The 17013-nt window shown below is 62.3% G+C and carries 15 protein-coding genes and 1 pseudogene; 7 read left to right on the plus strand and 9 right to left on the minus strand.

The features are described from left to right. The 5 genes from AF337_RS06295 to AF337_RS06315 all read left to right on the plus strand — a co-directional run bounded on the left by AF337_RS06295 (position 1) and on the right by AF337_RS06315 (position 5755). Entirely contained in the window at positions 1 to 1281 is a 1281-nt protein-coding gene (locus AF337_RS06295) for a BatD family protein (RefSeq protein WP_160320256.1), read from the plus strand. A gap of 76 nt (positions 1282 to 1357) precedes the next feature. Next, positions 1358 to 2323: a formylglycine-generating enzyme family protein gene (locus tag AF337_RS06300; protein WP_049731456.1), complete on the plus strand. Its 966-nt coding sequence runs from the start codon at positions 1358 to 1360 to the stop codon at positions 2321 to 2323. A 218-nt stretch (positions 2324 to 2541) separates the two neighbouring features. Further along, positions 2542 to 4203: an arylsulfatase gene (locus AF337_RS06305; RefSeq protein ID WP_049731457.1), complete on the plus strand. Its 1662-nt coding sequence runs from the start codon at positions 2542 to 2544 to the stop codon at positions 4201 to 4203. Between the two features lie 34 nt (positions 4204 to 4237). Continuing rightward, a complete protein-coding gene (locus tag AF337_RS06310; RefSeq protein ID WP_152970932.1) occupies positions 4238 to 4606 on the plus strand; it encodes a hypothetical protein in 369 nt (122 codons plus the stop codon). A gap of 141 nt (positions 4607 to 4747) precedes the next feature. Then, a complete protein-coding gene (locus AF337_RS06315) occupies positions 4748 to 5755 on the plus strand; it encodes an HAD family hydrolase (protein ID WP_049731459.1) in 1008 nt (335 codons plus the stop codon). 23 nt (positions 5756 to 5778) lie between these two features. Here the strand turns inward: AF337_RS06315 and AF337_RS06320 are convergent. Beyond that, a pseudogene (locus tag AF337_RS06320) lies at positions 5779 to 6173 on the minus strand (hypothetical protein); the annotation flags it as partial. 365 nt (positions 6174 to 6538) lie between these two features. Then, positions 6539 to 7129 (minus strand): TetR/AcrR family transcriptional regulator, encoded by a 591-nt coding sequence (locus AF337_RS06325; protein WP_049731460.1) that lies wholly within the window; start codon positions 7127 to 7129, stop codon positions 6539 to 6541. Between the two features lie 103 nt (positions 7130 to 7232). Between AF337_RS06325 and AF337_RS06330 the strand changes: the two genes are divergently transcribed. Continuing rightward, positions 7233 to 8330: a saccharopine dehydrogenase family protein gene (locus AF337_RS06330; protein WP_049731461.1), complete on the plus strand. Its 1098-nt coding sequence runs from the start codon at positions 7233 to 7235 to the stop codon at positions 8328 to 8330. Between the two features lie 27 nt (positions 8331 to 8357). Here the strand turns inward: AF337_RS06330 and AF337_RS06335 are convergent, their stop codons facing one another. From AF337_RS06335 to AF337_RS06365, 7 genes are all read right to left on the minus strand, one after another. Further along, positions 8358 to 10076 carry a glycoside hydrolase family protein gene (locus AF337_RS06335; protein ID WP_049731490.1) on the minus strand — a complete coding sequence of 573 codons (1719 nt, stop codon included), beginning with the start codon at positions 10074 to 10076 and terminating at the stop codon, positions 8358 to 8360. A gap of 4 nt (positions 10077 to 10080) precedes the next feature. Continuing rightward, positions 10081 to 10974, minus strand: a complete 894-nt coding sequence (locus tag AF337_RS06340) for a carbohydrate ABC transporter permease (RefSeq protein WP_049731462.1) — start codon at positions 10972 to 10974, stop codon at positions 10081 to 10083. Continuing rightward, positions 10967 to 11905: a carbohydrate ABC transporter permease gene (locus tag AF337_RS06345; RefSeq protein ID WP_049731463.1), complete on the minus strand. Its 939-nt coding sequence runs from the start codon at positions 11903 to 11905 to the stop codon at positions 10967 to 10969. Before AF337_RS06345 ends, AF337_RS06340 begins: the two co-directional genes overlap by 8 nt. Before the next feature lie 93 nt (positions 11906 to 11998). Further along, positions 11999 to 13291, minus strand: a complete 1293-nt coding sequence (locus tag AF337_RS06350; protein ID WP_152970933.1) for an ABC transporter substrate-binding protein — start codon at positions 13289 to 13291, stop codon at positions 11999 to 12001. 36 nt (positions 13292 to 13327) lie between these two features. Beyond that, positions 13328 to 14332 (minus strand): LacI family DNA-binding transcriptional regulator, encoded by a 1005-nt coding sequence (locus AF337_RS06355; RefSeq protein WP_049731464.1) that lies wholly within the window; start codon positions 14330 to 14332, stop codon positions 13328 to 13330. A 125-nt stretch (positions 14333 to 14457) separates the two neighbouring features. Beyond that, positions 14458 to 14778: a hypothetical protein gene (locus AF337_RS06360; protein ID WP_049731465.1), complete on the minus strand. Its 321-nt coding sequence runs from the start codon at positions 14776 to 14778 to the stop codon at positions 14458 to 14460. 93 nt (positions 14779 to 14871) lie between these two features. Beyond that, entirely contained in the window at positions 14872 to 15576 is a 705-nt protein-coding gene (locus AF337_RS06365) for a transcriptional regulator NanR (RefSeq protein ID WP_049731466.1), read from the minus strand. Between the two features lie 179 nt (positions 15577 to 15755). On the opposite strand from AF337_RS06365, the gene oiaX reads away from it, so the two are divergent. Further along, on the plus strand, positions 15756 to 17012 hold the full coding sequence (gene oiaX, locus AF337_RS06370) for a 3-oxo-isoapionate-4-phosphate decarboxylase OiaX (RefSeq protein ID WP_049731467.1): 1257 nt from the start codon (positions 15756 to 15758) through the stop codon (positions 17010 to 17012). Position 17013: the final 1 nt, after the last annotated feature.

The following is a 17013-nucleotide window of genomic DNA, read 5'->3' on the forward strand; positions in this document are numbered from 1 at the left end:
ATGGTAATATTCGCTCTGCTGATGCCATGCGCTGCCTTGGCCGCCGGCCCGTTTGCACAGGTCAGCGTCGAGGATGGCGGCAAGATCGTGCCCGGCCAGCAGGTGCGGATCGATGTCGATGTCTTCGTCCCCGACTTCTTCACTTCGCCGCCGCAATTTCCGCTCTTCGACATGCCGAATGCCTTGGTGACACTTTCCGAAGGCCGTTCCGAGAATGTCCGCCGGACCCTCGACGGCGTCGATTACTCCGGCATTCGAAAGACCTATGCCATTGTTCCGCAGGTCTCGGACACCTTCACGACGCCGCCGATCGAGATCGCATTCGGATATTCGGTCAATGGTGCTCCAGCCAAGGGCAAGGTCGAAGCACCCTCCATATCCTTCACGGTCGTGCCGTCTTCCGGGGAAAACCCGATCGCCTTCGCCGCGATCAACCTGGTGATGGAGCAGTCCTTCGATCGAAACCCGCAATCCCTGAAAGCGGGAGACGCCCTGGTCCGGACGATCACCCTCTCCGCCGGCGAAACGCAGGCAATGCTGATGCCGCCGGTCAGTGCGGGAACCGCCGATGGGCTGCACCAGTACCAGAAGCCGCCGAAGATCGACGATGGCATCGCCACTGGGCGCGACACCGTCAGCCGCCGGACCGAGACCTATGTCTACACGGCAGACAAGGAGGGATCATTCCGCATCCCGGCAATATCCTATCCATGGTTCGATGTCGCATCGCACGAAGCGAAGATTGCGTCACTGCCGGCAATTCCGGTGACAGTTGCCGCCGCGCAGACCGGAACAGCGATAAAACCGGTTCTCGACGACGCCCCACGGCGATCGCCGCATGCCATCCGGCAGATGCTGTCACTGGTGATCGCCGGGCTGCTCGCCATCGCCGCGTTCGTCTGGATTGCCCGCCGGACTTTGCCGCTATTTGCTGCAGAGATCAGAAACGCCAGACAGCGCCACCTGACTTCCTACGGCAATCGCCTGAAGCAAGTGCGCGCGGTCATCCACTCCGGAACCGAGGCGGAAATCTATGCCGCCCTTCAATCGTGGAGTTGTAGTCTCGGCCATCGGACGCTCGCCGATTGGAGCGCGAATGGACCTGCGAGCCTGAAAACCCAGACCGGCAATCTCTCGCAACGGCTCTTCCATTCGGGCGGGGCGGAGATCGACAGGCGGCAACTCGCTGTCGATGCCGGCTTCCGGCAATCGGCCGAGATCGTCAGGGCCTCACCGCTCGCGGCGCTCAATCCGCATGGGCCTGGAGGCCGCGTAACGTAACGCCCATTTACAGTAACGTACTTCTCCGCGCCCCGCTCTTGCGCAACACTGCCCCCATCAAACCTGGGAGGCGGTCATGGCATTGGCATTCGAGGACAGTCAATCCTCCCAGACCGATCCAGGAGGCATGCTCTGGATCCCTGGACGAACCTTCACGATGGGATCGGATGATCACTATCCGGAGGAGGCTCCCGCCCATCCCGTCCGGGTCGATGGCTTCTGGATCGACGAGATCCCGGTCACCAACCGCCGATTCATGGAATTTGTCACGGCCACCGGCCACGTCACCATGGCCGAGAAGACCCCGTTGGCTGAGGACTATCCCGGCGCGCAGCCGGAAATGCTGCGCGCCGGCTCGTTGCTCTTCGTCCAGCCGAAAGGCGTCAATGGACCCGATATCCGCCAATGGTGGACGTTCAAGTTCGGCGCTACCTGGCGCAGGCCGCTCGGCGGCATCAGCGATCTCCGCGGCAAACTCGATCACCCGGTCGTCCACGTTGCCTGGTCCGATGCCAAGGCCTATGCCGATTGGGCGGGGCTGGATCTGCCGACCGAGGCCGAGTGGGAACTCGCCGCGCGGGGCGGCCTCGACGGCGCCGAATTCGCCTGGGGCAGCGAGCTGACGCCGGATGGCAGGCTGATGGCCAATACCTGGCAGGGCGTCTTCCCCACGAAGACAACGAAGCCGAAAGGCCACGAGCGGACGTCGGCCGTCCGCTCCTTCCCGCCGAACGGCTACGGTCTCTACGACATGATCGGCAATGTCTGGGAATGGACGAGCGATTACTGGACGACGCGCCACCCGGAACCGGCGCAGAAATCCTGCTGCATCCCGAGCAATCCGCGCGGCGGCGCAGCCGATCAAAGCTACGATGCGAACCAACCCAAGATCCGCATCGCACGCCGCGTGCTGAAAGGCGGATCGCATCTCTGCGCTCCCAATTACTGCCGCCGCTACCGCCCCGCGGCCCGCCATGCGGAACCGGAAGACACCTCGACAAGCCATGTCGGCTTCCGCTGCATCAAGAGAGCCGCCAGCTGATCGGCCTCCGCGATCAGCGCCGATAACTCGCCATCATCGGTCTTGACCGTTTCCAAAGCGGCCAGGACATGCATAAGCGACTGCTTTTGCTCTATAAACTCAGGAAGTTTGGCCGCTCGACGCGGCATTTACGCTGCCATTTACCGTAACGTACTTCCGCAACTGGCAGGTTTGCGAGAGGACTTTCGGCGCATATTCACCACTGGGGAGTATCATCGATGAAGGACCATGAAACCGGACCGGCGGCGGACGGCAAGACATCTGTCAGCCGTCGAGACCTTCTTCTCGCGGGAAGCTCGCTTGCCATTGGCGCGCTTGCCGTCGGCGCAACTGCCGAGCATGCGAGCGCGCAGACGCAGCAGCAACAATCGACCGGCAGCGGATCCGCCAAGCCGCCGAACATCCTCGTCATCTTCGGTGACGATATCGGCATCCCGCAGATCAGCGCCTACACGATGGGCCTGATGGGATATCGCACGCCGAATATCGACCGCATCGCCAAAGAGGGTGCAATCTTCACCGATAGCTACGGCCAGCAGAGCTGCACCGCCGGCCGCGCCTCGTTTATCCTCGGGCAGGAGCCGTTCCGCACCGGCCTGCTGACGATCGGCATGCCGGGCGATCCACACGGCATTCAGGACTGGATGCCGACCATCGCCGACGTCGTGAAGACCAAGGGCTATGCCACCGGCCAGTTCGGCAAGAACCATCTTGGCGACCAGGACCAGCACCTGCCCACCAACCACGGCTTCGACGAGTTCTTCGGCAATCTTTACCATCTCAATGCCGAGGAAGAGCCGGAAGGCTATTTCTATCCGAAGGACCCGGCCTTCCGCCGCCAGTTCGGACCGCGCGGCGTGATCCACTCACGGGCGGATGGCAAGATCGAGGATACCGGTGCGCTGAACACCAAGCGCATGGAAACGATCGACGAGGAATTTCTGGCCGCGGCCAAGGATTTCATCGACCGCCAGGCAAAGGCCGACAAGCCGTTCTTCTGCTGGTTCAATTCGTCACGCATGCATGTCTTCACCCATCTCAAGGCAGAATCCATGGGCAAGACCGGCAAGGGTATCCATGCCGACGGCATGGTTGAGCATGACGGTCACGTCGGCCAGCTTCTCGACCAGCTGGATGCGCTTGGCATCACCGAGAACACCATCGTACTCTACACGACAGACAATGGGGCCGAACTGGCGCTCTGGCCGGATGGCGCGCAAACGATGTTCCACGGCGAAAAGGGCACCACCTGGGAAGGCGGATTCCGCATCCCGATGATGGTCCGCTGGCCGGGCGCCGTCAAACCGGGCACCGAGGTCAACGACATCGTCACGCTGATGGACTGGCTGCCGACATTCGCAGGCGCTGCCGGTATCGATGACGTCAAGGAACAGATGAAGGCGGGCTTCCAGTCGGGAACCAAGACCTTCAAGGTTCACCTCGACGGCTACGATCTCGGCCCGATGCTGAAAGGCGAGATCCCGGCAGGGCCGCGCGATTCCGTGTATTATTTCGACCAGGGCGGCAACCTGAACGCCATACGCTGGAACGACTGGAAACTGGCTTTCGCAATCGCCAGCCACGGCAATATCGCAACGGCCACCCGCGAAGTCCCAAGCTGGGCCATGATCTCCAACCTGCGGATGGATCCTTATGAACGCGGCATGGAAGACGGCGGCGGCGCCATCGAATTCCTTGCCCGCAACATGTGGCTGCTGGTTCCGATCCAGGGCAAGATCAAGGACTTCTTCTCCGACTTCGACAAGTATCCCTACCAGGAAGGCAGCTCGCTGAACGCCAGCGGCATCAACTACGGCATGTTGAGGCAACAGGCGGCGCTCAAGCGGCTGAACGAGCTGGAGCGCCTCGCGCCACAGTAATCCTCTCGGACGGGGAGGCCGTGGCGGCCTCCCCGTGCAGCCGCGCTTACGGGTGGCGGGCGGTCTTTTCGGGTTCGCGTCTGGACTGGAAAGCCATCGCATTCTGGGTTCGCGGCATCGACATGCGCCCACCAATTGGCGGCTGTTCTCGGCGCCCGAGCTGCCCATCCTCCAGATCAGGCGTCAGCATCGCCGTCTTAACCGGATGTTCCGTGTGTGGTGGCCGGCCTTGTCCTGCAACGGCGGATCGGTTGCACAGATAAAGACGAATATCGGCGCCTATCCCTTCGGCGTCCTCGGCAACCGCACACGGAACATCGATCGCCTCGCCAAGGAAGAAGCGCGCCTGCCATCGAGCTCGCCTCACAAGCCTCCGGCGGCATTTACAGCCGCGTTAACGTAAGCACCCGCGGCGTTTACCGTAAAGTACTTCCGCACCGCCTTTCGCTGCGCAATTCTGCGTGCGAACTTCAGGCATCAGGGCTGCCACCTGCTGGCAGATCCCGTCTGCGGCTTCGTCCATAGTCCCGATGGGAGAATATCCATGCAGAAGGCCTTTCGTGACATCGACACTATTCTCGTTTCGATCCTCTCCGCATTGGTGCTGCTGGCGATCGGCATCGTGCCGACGCTGGCGCAGGAACCGCTGCCGTCGTGGAACGACACGCAGGCCAAGACCCGCATCATGGAGTTCGTCAAGGCAACGGTCACTGAAGGCGGCCCCGACTTTGTTGCGCAGCAAGACAGGATTGCCGTCTTCGACAATGACGGCACACTTTGGTCCGAACAGCCTTATTACACCCAGCTTGGTTTCGTTCTCGATCGTGTGAAGACACTGGCGCCGCAGCATCCGGAATGGAAGACCAAGGAACCGTTCAAGAGCGTTCTGGGCGACGATCTCACGGGCGTCGCCAAGGGTGGGGAGCGCGGGATGGTCGAGCTTGCCATGGCCACCCATGCCGGCATGACGACCGACGAGTTCAACGATATCGTCGCCAAGTGGTTCACCGAGGCGAAGCATCCGAAAACCGGGAAGCCCTATACCGAAATGACCTATCTGCCGATGCGCGAGCTTCTCGACTATTTGCGCGCCAACGGCTTCGTGACCTATATCGTCTCGGGCGGCGGCGTCGAGTTCATGCGCCCGGTGACGGAAACTCTCTACGGCATCCCCCCCGAGCAGGTGGTTGGAAGCACCATTCTTACCGAATATGCGATCGTCGGCGATCTTCCCGTCCTCAAGCGCCTGCCGAAGATCAACTTCATCGATGACGGCCCCGGCAAGCCGGTCGGCATCAACGAGTTCATCGGCCGTAAGCCGATCTTCGCCGCCGGGAATTCGGATGGTGATTATGAGATGATGCGCTGGACGACGGTCGCCAAGAAGAGCTTTGCCATGCTGGTCCACCATACCGATGCCGGCCGCGAATATGCCTATGACCGGCAATCGGCCTTTGGCAAGCTCGACAAGGCGCTTGAGGAAGCCAACCGCCGCAACTGGCTGGTCGTCGACATGAAGGCTGACTGGAAGAAGATCTTCTCGTTCGAATGAGGCGGACGCGGCGTTCTGCCTCCTCAGAAGTGGACGACGGCGCCGAGGATCGGGCCGTGCTCGACGATATCGTTGGTCAGGGTATCATTGCTGTAGTTCACGCCGAGGGCGCGATAGCCGATGAAGGCCGAGATCGTGTCGTTCCATTTGTAGCCGACGCCGCCCACATCCCAGTCGAGGTCGGCGCCCCCGGCACCGATCAGCCCCCAACCCGTCAGATAGACGGTCGGTGTCAGCGAATAGACGCCGCGCAGACCAGCCATCGCATCCACCCAGGTAGTGTCATCTCTCGCCGAAGAGCCGCCGAGCGGTCCGCCGCTCAGTGAGATCGTGGTCTCGACCGACCAGACCTTCAGGCCGCCGATGACATCGAGCTGCCCTTCTCATCCTCGAGCACGGTATAGCCGACGCCGAGCATAAGGTGCGTTCGAAATCCGGATCCTTGCGGCGGATATCGGCCAGCCGCTGCAAGGCCTCCGGCGAGCTCAACTGCCCGAGAGCCGCCGTTCGCAACCACGAGACCATGAAATCCGTGCAATTGATCTGCTCTCGCCGTGCCAGAACCGGCGATCCCGCTATTTCAGTGTCAGTGGTGTAAGAGGTATTTATGGAACCAGCCGTGCCTTTATTGACAAGATCTTCGGCTGCCGACGCCGCAGCGCTTATGGCCGCAGTGGAAGCACGCCTCCCCGATCTGGGCATGGGTATCGCGCTGGACACCGGCTCCAAGTAGCCAGTTCCTTTGACCCATTTCCCAACGCTTGGAAATGTGCCGCCAGTGAATCAATTGCGGCCAGCGGCGATCAGGGCGTGAGCGGCATCGCGGAGCAGACCCGTCGCCTCGCCGGGTTCGAAGACCTGCATGCTGACAAAGGCGCCGTTGATCAGCACCGCAAGTTGCCCGGCAAGCCTGTCGGGTGCAGCAACCGCCAGTCTCCCGGCGATGGTCTTCAAGCGCCGCCGCATTTCATGCATGTGGGCTTCGGCGACTTTGCGGGCGGGGTGGCCGGCTTCCGGAAACTCGGCCGCCGTGTTGATCTGTGGGCAGCCCCGGTAATTGTCCCGCCCTACCCGTTCGCCGATCCACTCGAAATGGGCGTCGAGTTCAGCCCCGGCGTCATCCGCGTGCTGTTCGGTTACCCGGTCCCAGGTGCTCCAGAAGTCCAGGTCCTCGCGCTTGAGAAAAGCCGCGATCAAATCGTCCTTTGTGCCGAAATGGCGGTAAAGACTGGTTTTGGCGACACCGGATTTTTCGACCACCAGATCGACGCCGACGGCGCGGACGCCGCGCCGGTAGAAGAGCTCCGATGCCGTCTCGAGAATTCTGTCCCGCACCTCGTTCACTACAGGGGCGTTGGCTGTGCTTTTCGTCATTCGCTTATCTCCAATTCAGTCACACTAGCAGAAAGTCGGTTGACACGCTACAGACCTGTATGTTTTATAGAGGACAGACAGGTCTGTAGCGCAGGAGAGAGCAATGACCACGCATCAAGCCGACATCATCAGAACACCCCAGGCCGTCGCGGTCTTCGGCGCCAACGGCCATACCGGCCGGTTTGTCGTCGCCGAACTGTTGCGGCGCGGGCTGAAGCCGATTGCAATCGGACGGAGTATCGGGCGACTGGCCGAAGCGGGTTTTCCGGAACGTGGCGTCGAATGCCGTGAAGCAGCGATAGAGGATGACGCGGCGCTGGACAGGGCGCTCTCCGGCGCGGCTGCCGTCATCAACTGCGCCGGCCCGTTCATGGACACGGCCGATGCAGTCGTGCGTGCCGCGCTGCGGGCTGGCATCCATTATCTCGACGTAACGGCTGAACAGCCGAGCGTACAGGCCATATTCGACCGGCATGAGGTCGCGGCCCGGGAAGCGGGCGTCGTCGTCATCCCGGCTATGGGATTTTACGGCGGCCTGGCCGATCTGCTGGTGGCAGCCCTGATGGACGAACGGCAGCATGCCGACACCATCGAAATCCGGGTCGCTCTCGACAGCTGGCTGCCGACGAAAGGCACGCGCGTGACCGGGGAGAAGAACACCGCACAGCGCCTGGCCGTCAGCGGCGGGGAGCTTCGGCCCGTGCGTCGGTCGCCGGCCGAGAAGGTATCCGTTTTACCGGCCCCGTTCGGCCGGCAGACATTCGTCGAGCTTCCATTTTCGGAAGTGCCGCTGATCGCCAGCCGCGTCCGCACCAGGGAATTGCACAGCTTTCTCAGCACGACAGCCCTGCGCGATGTTCGCGATCCATCGACGCCCCTGCCCCAGGCCGTCGATGAAACCGGACGTTCGGCGCAGCGCTTCGCCGTCGAGGTGATCGTCACGCAAGGCGACCTGCACCGCCGGATTCTCGCCCAGGGACAGGACATCTATGCCGTCACGGCGCCGATCATCTGCGAAGCGGCCCAGCGTATTCTGTCGGGTGACATCCGCGATACCGGCGCAAAGCCACCGGCTGCCATTTTCCATGCCGCGAATTTCCTGGGCGCGCTCGGCCCCAGTCTGTCGGTTGAGACATCGATATCGACGGAGACTGGATCACCGGAACGGCATCATAATGCTTGCGGGCTTCCTCAATCGTAACCGATGCCATGTCGGTTCCTCCGGGGATCAAAGACCGAGCTGCCAGATTTCGGCGGCGGCGATATTTCCCTCGGGTGCGGCCAGGCGTGCCGCGCTCACCCCCTTAAAGCCGGGCAGCCGCTTGGTTCCCGTCCAGCGGCCATCGTCGGCGAAGACCTCGATCGAGCCTGCATCGAGGAAGATCCGGACGGTCGAGGGCCGTGCGCCGGCGGCGATATAGCGGGGTGACGCCTTGGCACTGGCCACCGCGAAGAGAATGCTCAGCCCGTCGTCGTCCGACTGAACAGCGACCGTCGCCGCGGGATGTTCGAGATCGAGGCGGAAAGCGTTGCCGGCCTGGCCGAGGGTGAGCAGGATTTCGACGGAGCCATTGGCGAGATCGACGGTCCGGCCATCCAGAAAACCTCCAGCATCCAGCCGCCGCCGCCGCAGGCTTTCGACAGCTGAGACCGGCGGCGTGATCAGCGCCCCGCTTTGAATTGCCAGCCGGCGCGGCAGGGTCATCGCCGTCGGCATGTCGATCTCTCTGGAGATATCCGTCCAGTTCGCAAGCCAGGCGATGCCGATCGGGCCGGTCTCGTCGACGAAGGCCTGGAAGGCGTAGGCGTCGGTGCCGAAATCCAGTTCCTGCTCGAATTCGACGGAGAAGCTGCGGCCATCGAAACGGCCGACGGTCGCAAGCGTCATGTTGCGCCGGCCGGTTGCCGGGTCGCGGCTGGTCAGCAGACCGAAGATCAAGGCCCAGCGTGTCATCGGGTCGTTGGCGGGACCGTCGAGCGGCACCATGCAGGGGCACTCCGCCGCCGTCATCCCGAAGCGGTTCTCGCGGTGAAGCATGCCGAGGAAGGTCCATCCCGTCGCCGCGGCCGGATCATCGGTTTGGTAGAGCAGAATGACGCCGCCGTCGCGGTCGCGCGTGCCGAGCAGCATCTTCCATTTGCCGTCGGGCCCGAGGAAGACGTAAGGGTCGCGGAAGTCGGTCGTCAGGCCGAGCCCGGCAGGACGCGCCGGCAGGATCAGGTCTGCCGGCTCGACATTGACAAGATCGCGGCTGATGGCGGTGAACTGAACCTGTTCCTCCGGTTCCCGATCCTTCATGTGCTCGGTGAAGAAAATGCGAAGGCCGGCTTCCCCGCCGGAAAGAGCGATCGCTGAGCCGGAAAATGCCCCGCCCCGCCCGTCGGCCCGGGTGGCGAGTTCATCGGAAGGGAAAAGAAAGATCGGCAGATGCGTCCAGCGAAGATAGTCCTTCGAGACCGCATGCCCCCAATGCATGTTGTTCCAGCGAAGGCTGTGGGGATAGTGCTGGTAGAAGAGGTGCAGCTTGCCGCTGAACCTTCCAAACCCGTTGGGATCGTTCATCCAGCCAAAAGGCGGGCGGAAGTGATAGCCGCCGGGGGCCTCGGGTGTGGCATTGCCAGGGCTGACATGCAGCAGCCGGATGCCTTTTTCGAGAACGCGCGGCTGAAGGAAGGCATAGAGGACCGAGACCTTGGTCGTCGCGGGATCATAGGAGAAGGCCGCCTCTCCACCGCTTTCCAGCATCAGCAGCCGGAACTCGAATTCGTCAGGATTTGACGTTTCGACAGCGCCGGCCGGGTCCCCATCGACATGTGCCGTCAGCCTTCCCGGGGCGCCCCCATGCGACGCCCTGATCCAGGCATGGATCGTGGCCCCTGCGGGTAGGACGGCGCTGATCGTCTCCAGCCGCACGTCATCGGAGGGAGAAATCGCTTGGCTTGTCATCAATTCAACCTTTCACGGCGGAGCCGATAAAGGAACTCACGAACCAGCGCTGGAATGCGAGGTAGAGCCCCAGGATCGGTATCATCATCAAAACGGAGGCGGCCATCGCCCGATCCCAGTAGATGCTGTCCTGTCCGAAGAAGGTCGCGATGGCCACCGCGATCGGCCGAGCATAATCGGTCTGCGTCACCAGGATCGGCCAGAGATACTGGTTCCAGGTCTCGATCCCCATGAGGATCGACACGGTGGCGAGTGCGGGCAGGCTGAGCGGCAGGAAGATGGAGCGATAGGCCCGGAAAAACGAGGCGCCGTCGATCTCGGCGGCCTCCAGCAATTCCTTCGGCAGTTGCGCGAAGAACTGGTAGAACAGGAAGATATAGAGCGGGCTGGCGACCCAGGGCACGATCTGCACCGCGAAGGTGTCGGACATTCCCGCCCTGGAAACCATGATCACCAACGGCATGATGATGCTTTCCTGCGGGATCACATAGAGCGCGATCACGATCGACAGGATGACGGCGCGGCCTTTGAACGATCCCCAGGCCAGGACAAACGCCGCCATCGAATTGACAATCAGGCCGGAACAGACCGTCGTGACCAGGATGATCAGCGAGTTGATGAGGTAGCGCCCGAAGGCGAGTTCACCCGAGAGGTGGCCGACCTCGGCATAGTTGTTAAGCGTCGGGTTCGAAACCCAAAAGGCCCGGAAGCTGCCCATATCGGCCAGAATTTGGAACCGGTCATCCTTGAGGCTTGCCACGACCAGGAGCAGCAATGGCGAGACGATCACCAATGCGATGATGAAAATGCACATCGTCTGGATGGCACGGAGAACCATTGCGGCGGAATGGCGCCGCGCTGTGCGAGCCTGCGGGATAGAGAGTGCGATATCAGACATCGAAGCGTCTCAGCAGCTGGCGCTGGATCAGCGCGATGACGAGAACGATCACGAACAATATGACCGAGACGGCGGAGGCATAGCCCATTTTCTGCTCTTCGAAGCCGGCGCGGACCATGTAATGCACGACCGTTTCGGTGCTGCTCTTCGGCCCGCCCTGCGTGAGAATGGCGACCTGGGTGTAGAGCTTGAACGCCTGGATCGTGGTGATCACCAGCACGAAGACATGGGTCGGCCTGAGGCCGGGCATGGTCACGTGCCAGAACCGGCGGAACGCGTTCGCACCGTCGATCTTGGCGGCATCGTAGAGTTCGTCCGGAATGCCCTGAAGGCCGGCGAGATAGACGATCATCTGGAAGCCGTAGGCCTGCCAGGCCGAGAGCAGGACGAGCGAGAACATCGCCCATTGCGGATCGCCGAGCCAATCAATCGGCTGGATCGCCCCACCGGAGAGGAAGCCGAGGATCTGGTTGAACGGCCCGGTGGGATATTGGAACAGGGTGCCCCAGATGACGCAGACCACGACCATCGAGGTGATCGCCGGCAGGAAGAACATGCCGCGCAACAGATTGCGGAACGGCAGCTTCTGATGCAAAAGCAGCGCCGTCGCGAAAGCGAGGCCGCACTGCGCCGGAATGATCCAGAAGGTGAAGCGCGAGACGTTCCAAAGGGCCGTCCAGAACAGATCGTCCTGGAAGATGCGGATGAAATTGTTGAACCAGACGAAGCGGACCGGCGTCGGCCGCGGCACCAGAGGCTGGTTGGTCATTGCCGTCCAGAAGGACAGGAGGAACGGCAGGATCAGAAAGACGGTCAACAGGATGACGGCCGGCGCCAGCATGGCCGCCTCCTGCGTCAGCCGTCCCTTGTCATGGCGGCGCGGCGGAGCCTTTCGAATGAATGTCGACGATGTCGATTGTTGCGTGACCATCTAGTTCCTCCTCTCCGAGCATGGGTGCCGGCTCCGCCCTGCGATGTCTGCCCGGTACATCGCAGGACGTTGACCTGTCAGAGGCGATCGCGCCTATTGCTCGTCGCCGAACGGCGGATAGCCGTCATTGTCCTCGATATCCTGATCGATCTTCTTGGCGGCCGATGCCAGCGCCTCCTTGGGATCGCCGCCATTAAACACCTCGTCGACCGCCTGCATGAAGGCGGAGGTGATTGTGGGATAGGCTGGGTGCGGCGGGCGCGCGACGGCCGTCTTCGATGCCTGCTCGAAGGCGATCGCCATCGGGCCGCCGTTGGCATAGAGCGGAGATTCGGCAGCGAAGCTCTTTAGGCCGGGATAGCCCGACTGGCTTGCAACGTAAGCCCGATACTCCTTGTCCTTCAGCAGGAAGCTGATGAATTTGGCCGCGATGTCGGGATGTTTCGATGTCTTGGTGACCGCCCAGATCCAGGTGCCGTTGGGGCTCGCGCCCTTGGTGCCGAACTTCGGGAGCGGCAGCACGACGATGTTGTCCTTCATGGTTGCGGCGGCCTCGGCGTAGACCCAGTGTCCGCCGAGCGCCAATGCTGCCGGATTGCCTTCGGCGAAGAACTGGTTGGTTCCGGCCGACTGCGGCACCACCCAGCCGTTCTTGACCCATTTCTGCATCATCGCCAGCGCATCGACGCAGGCGTCACTGTCGAGCGTGCCCTCGGATTTCCAGGCCTTGCGGTCGATCAGGTCGCAGCCGGCCGATTGTAGGATCGGGCCATAGGCATAGGTGATCCATTCGGTCTTGATGCCGTAGCCGCGGAAGGTGTCGATCGGCCATTTGACGCCGTCGAGCTTCGAGAGCTTTTCGAGATAGGTTTCGAACTCTTCCCGGGTCCAGGCATCGTCGACGGATTTCGGGATGCGGGCGCCGATCGCTTCGAGATATTTCTTGTTGCCGTAAAGAACGACCGACGAGTCGGTCAGGCCGATTGCATAGAGGTCCTTATCGATCGGATAGGTGCCCTGGGCGATGTTGGACTCCGTCATGTCGTCGAGGACATCTTTGTCGATCAGCGGCTTGATGGGCTGAAGATAGCCCGACCAGACGTAATTGGCGAGGAACGGCGCATCGAGTTCCATGACGTCGGGCAGCTGCTTGGCCATGACGGCGGCGCTGAACTTCTCGTTATAGGCATCGTGCGGCGCATAGATGAACTGCACGTCGACATCGGGATTGGCGGCCTCGAAGCGTTCGGCGACCTTGCCATAGGCGGCGACAAAACCGGGATCGCCCTGGTGCATGACCTGGATTGCGGTTTTCTCGGCTGCCTGCGCCCCTATGGCTGATAGCGCCGAGGACAGGACCAGCGACCAAAGTAAACGTTTACCCATTAGAATTCCTCCTCAATTGAATGGGCCTATCTCAATTTATACGGATGCCCGCTCCACCAACTGGAACGGCAGTTTCTGCACCCCGACCGGACCCCGGTCTTCGGCAAGCAGGATGTGCGCGGCCTGACGGCCCATGGCGCGATGGGGAAGCGCCATGGTGGTCAGCGGCGGGTCGAGACGCGAGGCGATCTCGACCTGGTTGTCGAAACTTGCAACGGCGACGTCGTCGGGAATGGCCGCGCCTGTCCGGCGCAGCGCGGCATAGACCTCCATCGCCACGCGGTCATTGCCGCACAGGATGGCATCGGGGCGCCGGGGGCCGTTCATTAGCGCATGCACATGCGTGGCCACCAGGCTGTGTGCCCGGTCGCTGTAGATCGCCTTGCTGACGGCGGGCAGGACGATGGCGCCGGCTCCGTCGATTCCGGCATGATCGAGCGCTTGCCGGAAGCCGAGTTCACGCAGGTCGCCGGCGAGCAGCCCCGGCAGATTGATGAAGGCGATATTGCGCCGGCCTGCATCGATGAGGTAATTGGTAATCTCCAGCGCCGCCCCGGTTTCATCGGGTACCAGCGAGGTGACGCGGTCGTTGGCATCGCGACAGTTGATCATGACGCCGACCGTGTCGGCAAATGCAGGCGGCAGGTCGACGCTCTTGTGATACATGGCGGCATAGGCGATCGCCCGCGGGCGAAAGCGCCGCATCTCGTCGAGGATCGACGCGACACTGCGATGGCCGCCGAGCGTCATGGCGAAGACGGCCATGTCGGCGGCGCGCACGGCGCCATCGAGCCCCCTGATGATTTCGGTCGCGAAAGGCGAAGTGATCAAGTCGTCCGCGACCAGGCCGACAAGCGGCATCCAGCCTTGCCGCATGCTGCGTGCGGCGAAGTTGGTGACATATCCCAACTCCTCGGCGATCTCCTTGATCCGCTGGCGGGTATCTTCCGACATGCGCGCCGAGCCGCCATGCAAGGCGCCTGAGACGGTCTTGACGGAAACACCTGCGCGGGCAGCTATATCGTTGAGTGAGGCGGTCACGGCATCTCATTGGGTTATCGATTACCCAATCTGATATCGCTCGTTATGCGATAAGTCAAGCATCCCCGGCGCAAAGCAGCGCACGCAAAAACCCCGCCGAAGCGGGGTTTTTGTGATCTGGTCGATCAGTTGTTATGCGCGGCGCAGGCTTCGTCCATCGGCGTGGCGTTGCTGGTGCCGCCCTGGGTCTGGAGGTTGGCGGAGTTGTTGACCGGGTTCGGGCACTTGGTCTTGTCCATTTTCATCGTGCCGCCAGTCGTGGAACCGGTCGTGGTGGTATCGGTCGCCATCGGCTTTTTGGCCTTCATGTCGCTGGTCGCGCCGCCGCCCTGATCGGCCTGGTTCTTGTCGATCGTGGCGCCGGCCGGCGCCGGGTTGGACTGGGCGAAGGCTGAGGTGGCCATGCCGAGGGCGAAAAGCGATGCTGCTACGAGTTTCATACGCATTCTCATATCCTCCTTGGGATTTTTGCCTGACGGGCCTATCCACAACCTCGCCGGCACATCATTGTTCCCAAGCAGCCGCTAAACAAAAGCGCCCTACTTCGCGTAAAGCGCCCGCGAGCGTTCGAGGTGTTTGAGCAGCGCGGTTTCCGAGCCGTCGACGTCGTTGGCTTCGAGGCGGTCGACGATCTCGTCGTGTTCGGCGAGCGTGAACTTTTCCTTGCCGGTCCAGATCAGCATCTCGGTATGATATTCCTTCAGCCAGGCAAGCATTGCTTCGCTGACGGCCACATAGATCGGGTTGCCGGAGATCTGGGCGATGCGGGTGTGAAATTCCATATCGGCATCGATGAACGCTTCGGCCCGGCCGAGCGACATGCGCTGGCGCTCGATGATATCCCTGAGTTCGGCGATGTCGTTTGCCGAGGCGCGCTGGGCGGCCTCGCGCGCCATGCCGCGCTCGAAGAAGATGCGGGCGCTTTTCAGATGCTCCAGCGAATCCGCCGATTGCGACAGCATGATCTTGGCGGTGAGATCGACCTGGCGGAAGATCGACTTTGCCGTCAGCCGCAGGACCTTGGCCCGCTCGCCGTGCGAAATGCTGACGAGACCCTTGTTGGCAAGCGACTGCATGGCTTCGCGGATCGCCGGCCGGCCGACGCCGAAGCGCTCCATCAGCACCCGTTCCGAGGGCATTTCATCGCCGGGCTGAAGCTCGCCCGAGGTGATCATCCGCTCCAATCGATCAAACACTTCGTCGGAGAGTTTGCGGCGGACGATCTGTTCGAGGGGCTGGGTCATGAGATCTCGCTGGCTCAAAATGTCTCCTCCTAACAGTTTTCCGGACCAAGGACAAAGCTTGCGGCCGAAAATTGCGCGGCCGAAGATTCCGCTTTTCAACGGTTGGAATACTCATTATACCAGATCACAAGTTGACGCCATGACAATCTGCGTGGGCCGAGAGGAGCAGCCGTCCGTTGATGATGATTACCCTGACCTACCGCATCGAAACGCCCGGCAGCGTCGCGGCGATGGCGGACAAGATCGCCAGCGACCAGTCGACCGGAACCTTCGTGCCGGTTCCCGGCGAAACCGAGGAGCTGAAATCGCGCGTCGCCGCCCGGGTGCTGGCGATCCGCCCGCTCGAGGATGGGCGTCATCCGACCTGGCCGGAGGCGGCTCCCGCCACGCGGCTCCACCGCGCCGATGTCGACATCGGCTTTCCGCTTGAGGCGATCGGCACCGATCTCTCGGCGCTGATGACCATCGCGATCGGTGGCGTCTATTCGATCAAGGGCATGACCGGCATCCGTATCGTCGACATGCAGCTGCCGGAGGCGTTCAAGAGCGCCCATCCAGGGCCGCAGTTCGGCATTCCGGGAAGCCGCCGCCTCACCGGCGTCGAGGGCCGGCCGATCATCGGCACGATCGTCAAGCCGGCGCTCGGGCTGAGGCCGCACGAGACGGCGGAACTCGTCGGTGAGCTGATCGGATCGGGCGTCGACTTCATCAAGGACGACGAGAAACTGATGAGCCCGGCCTATTCGCCGCTCAAGGAGCGCGTCGCCGCGATCATGCCGCGCATTGTCGATCACGAGCAGAAGACCGGCAAGAAGGTCATGTATGCCTTCGGCATCTCGCATGCCGACCCCGACGAGATGATGCGCAACCACGACATCGTCGCCAAAGCCGGCGGCAACTGCGCCGTCGTCAACATCAACTCGATCGGCTTCGGCGGCATGAGCTTTCTGCGCAAGCGCTCCGGCCTGGTGCTGCATGCGCATCGCAACGGCTGGGACGTGCTGACGCGCGATCCGGGCGCCGGCATGGACTTCAAGGTCTACCAGCAGTTCTGGCGGCTCTTGGGCGTCGACCAGTTCCAGATCAACGGCATCCGGGTCAAATATTGGGAGCCGGACGAGAGCTTCGTCTCGTCCTTCAAGGCTGTCAGCGCGCCGCTGTTCGACGACGCCGATCGCCCGCTTCCGGTCGCAGGCTCCGGCCAGTGGGGCGGACAGGCGCCGGAGACCTATCAGCGCACCGGCCGGACCGTCGATCTCCTCTATCTCTGCGGCGGCGGCATCGTCAGTCATCCCGGCGGAGCTGCGGCCGGCGTTCGCGCCGTGCAGCAGGCCTGGCAGGCCGCAGTCGCCGACATCCCGCTGGAGACCTACGCCAAAGACCATCCGGAGCTTGCCGCCTCGATCGCAAAATTCAGCGACGGCAAGGGCGCGTGAC

The sequence above is a fragment of the Rhizobium ecuadorense genome (assembly GCF_001187535.1).
Taxonomy (GTDB): domain Bacteria; phylum Pseudomonadota; class Alphaproteobacteria; order Rhizobiales; family Rhizobiaceae; genus Rhizobium; species Rhizobium ecuadorense.

Bases quoted from the DNA above. Each gene is read 5' to 3' on its own strand.
- AF337_RS06295 (WP_160320256.1), top strand. From the start codon at position 1: ATGGTAATATTCGCTCTGCTGATGCCATGCGCTGCCTTGGCCGCCGGC.
- AF337_RS06300 (WP_049731456.1), top strand. From the start codon at position 1,358: ATGGCATTGGCATTCGAGGACAGTCAATCCTCCCAGACCGATCCAGGA.
- AF337_RS06305 (WP_049731457.1), top strand. From the start codon at position 2,542: ATGAAGGACCATGAAACCGGACCGGCGGCGGACGGCAAGACATCTGTC.
- AF337_RS06315 (WP_049731459.1), top strand. From the start codon at position 4,748: ATGCAGAAGGCCTTTCGTGACATCGACACTATTCTCGTTTCGATCCTC.
- AF337_RS06325 (WP_049731460.1), bottom strand. From the start codon at position 7,129: ATGACGAAAAGCACAGCCAACGCCCCTGTAGTGAACGAGGTGCGGGAC.
- AF337_RS06330 (WP_049731461.1), top strand. From the start codon at position 7,233: ATGACCACGCATCAAGCCGACATCATCAGAACACCCCAGGCCGTCGCG.
- AF337_RS06335 (WP_049731490.1), bottom strand. From the start codon at position 10,076: ATGACAAGCCAAGCGATTTCTCCCTCCGATGACGTGCGGCTGGAGACG.
- AF337_RS06340 (WP_049731462.1), bottom strand. From the start codon at position 10,974: ATGTCTGATATCGCACTCTCTATCCCGCAGGCTCGCACAGCGCGGCGC.
- AF337_RS06345 (WP_049731463.1), bottom strand. From the start codon at position 11,905: ATGGTCACGCAACAATCGACATCGTCGACATTCATTCGAAAGGCTCCG.
- AF337_RS06350 (WP_152970933.1), bottom strand. From the start codon at position 13,291: ATGGGTAAACGTTTACTTTGGTCGCTGGTCCTGTCCTCGGCGCTATCA.
- AF337_RS06360 (WP_049731465.1), bottom strand. From the start codon at position 14,778: ATGCGTATGAAACTCGTAGCAGCATCGCTTTTCGCCCTCGGCATGGCC.
- AF337_RS06365 (WP_049731466.1), bottom strand. From the start codon at position 15,576: ATGACCCAGCCCCTCGAACAGATCGTCCGCCGCAAACTCTCCGACGAA.
- oiaX (WP_049731467.1), top strand. From the start codon at position 15,756: ATGATGATTACCCTGACCTACCGCATCGAAACGCCCGGCAGCGTCGCG.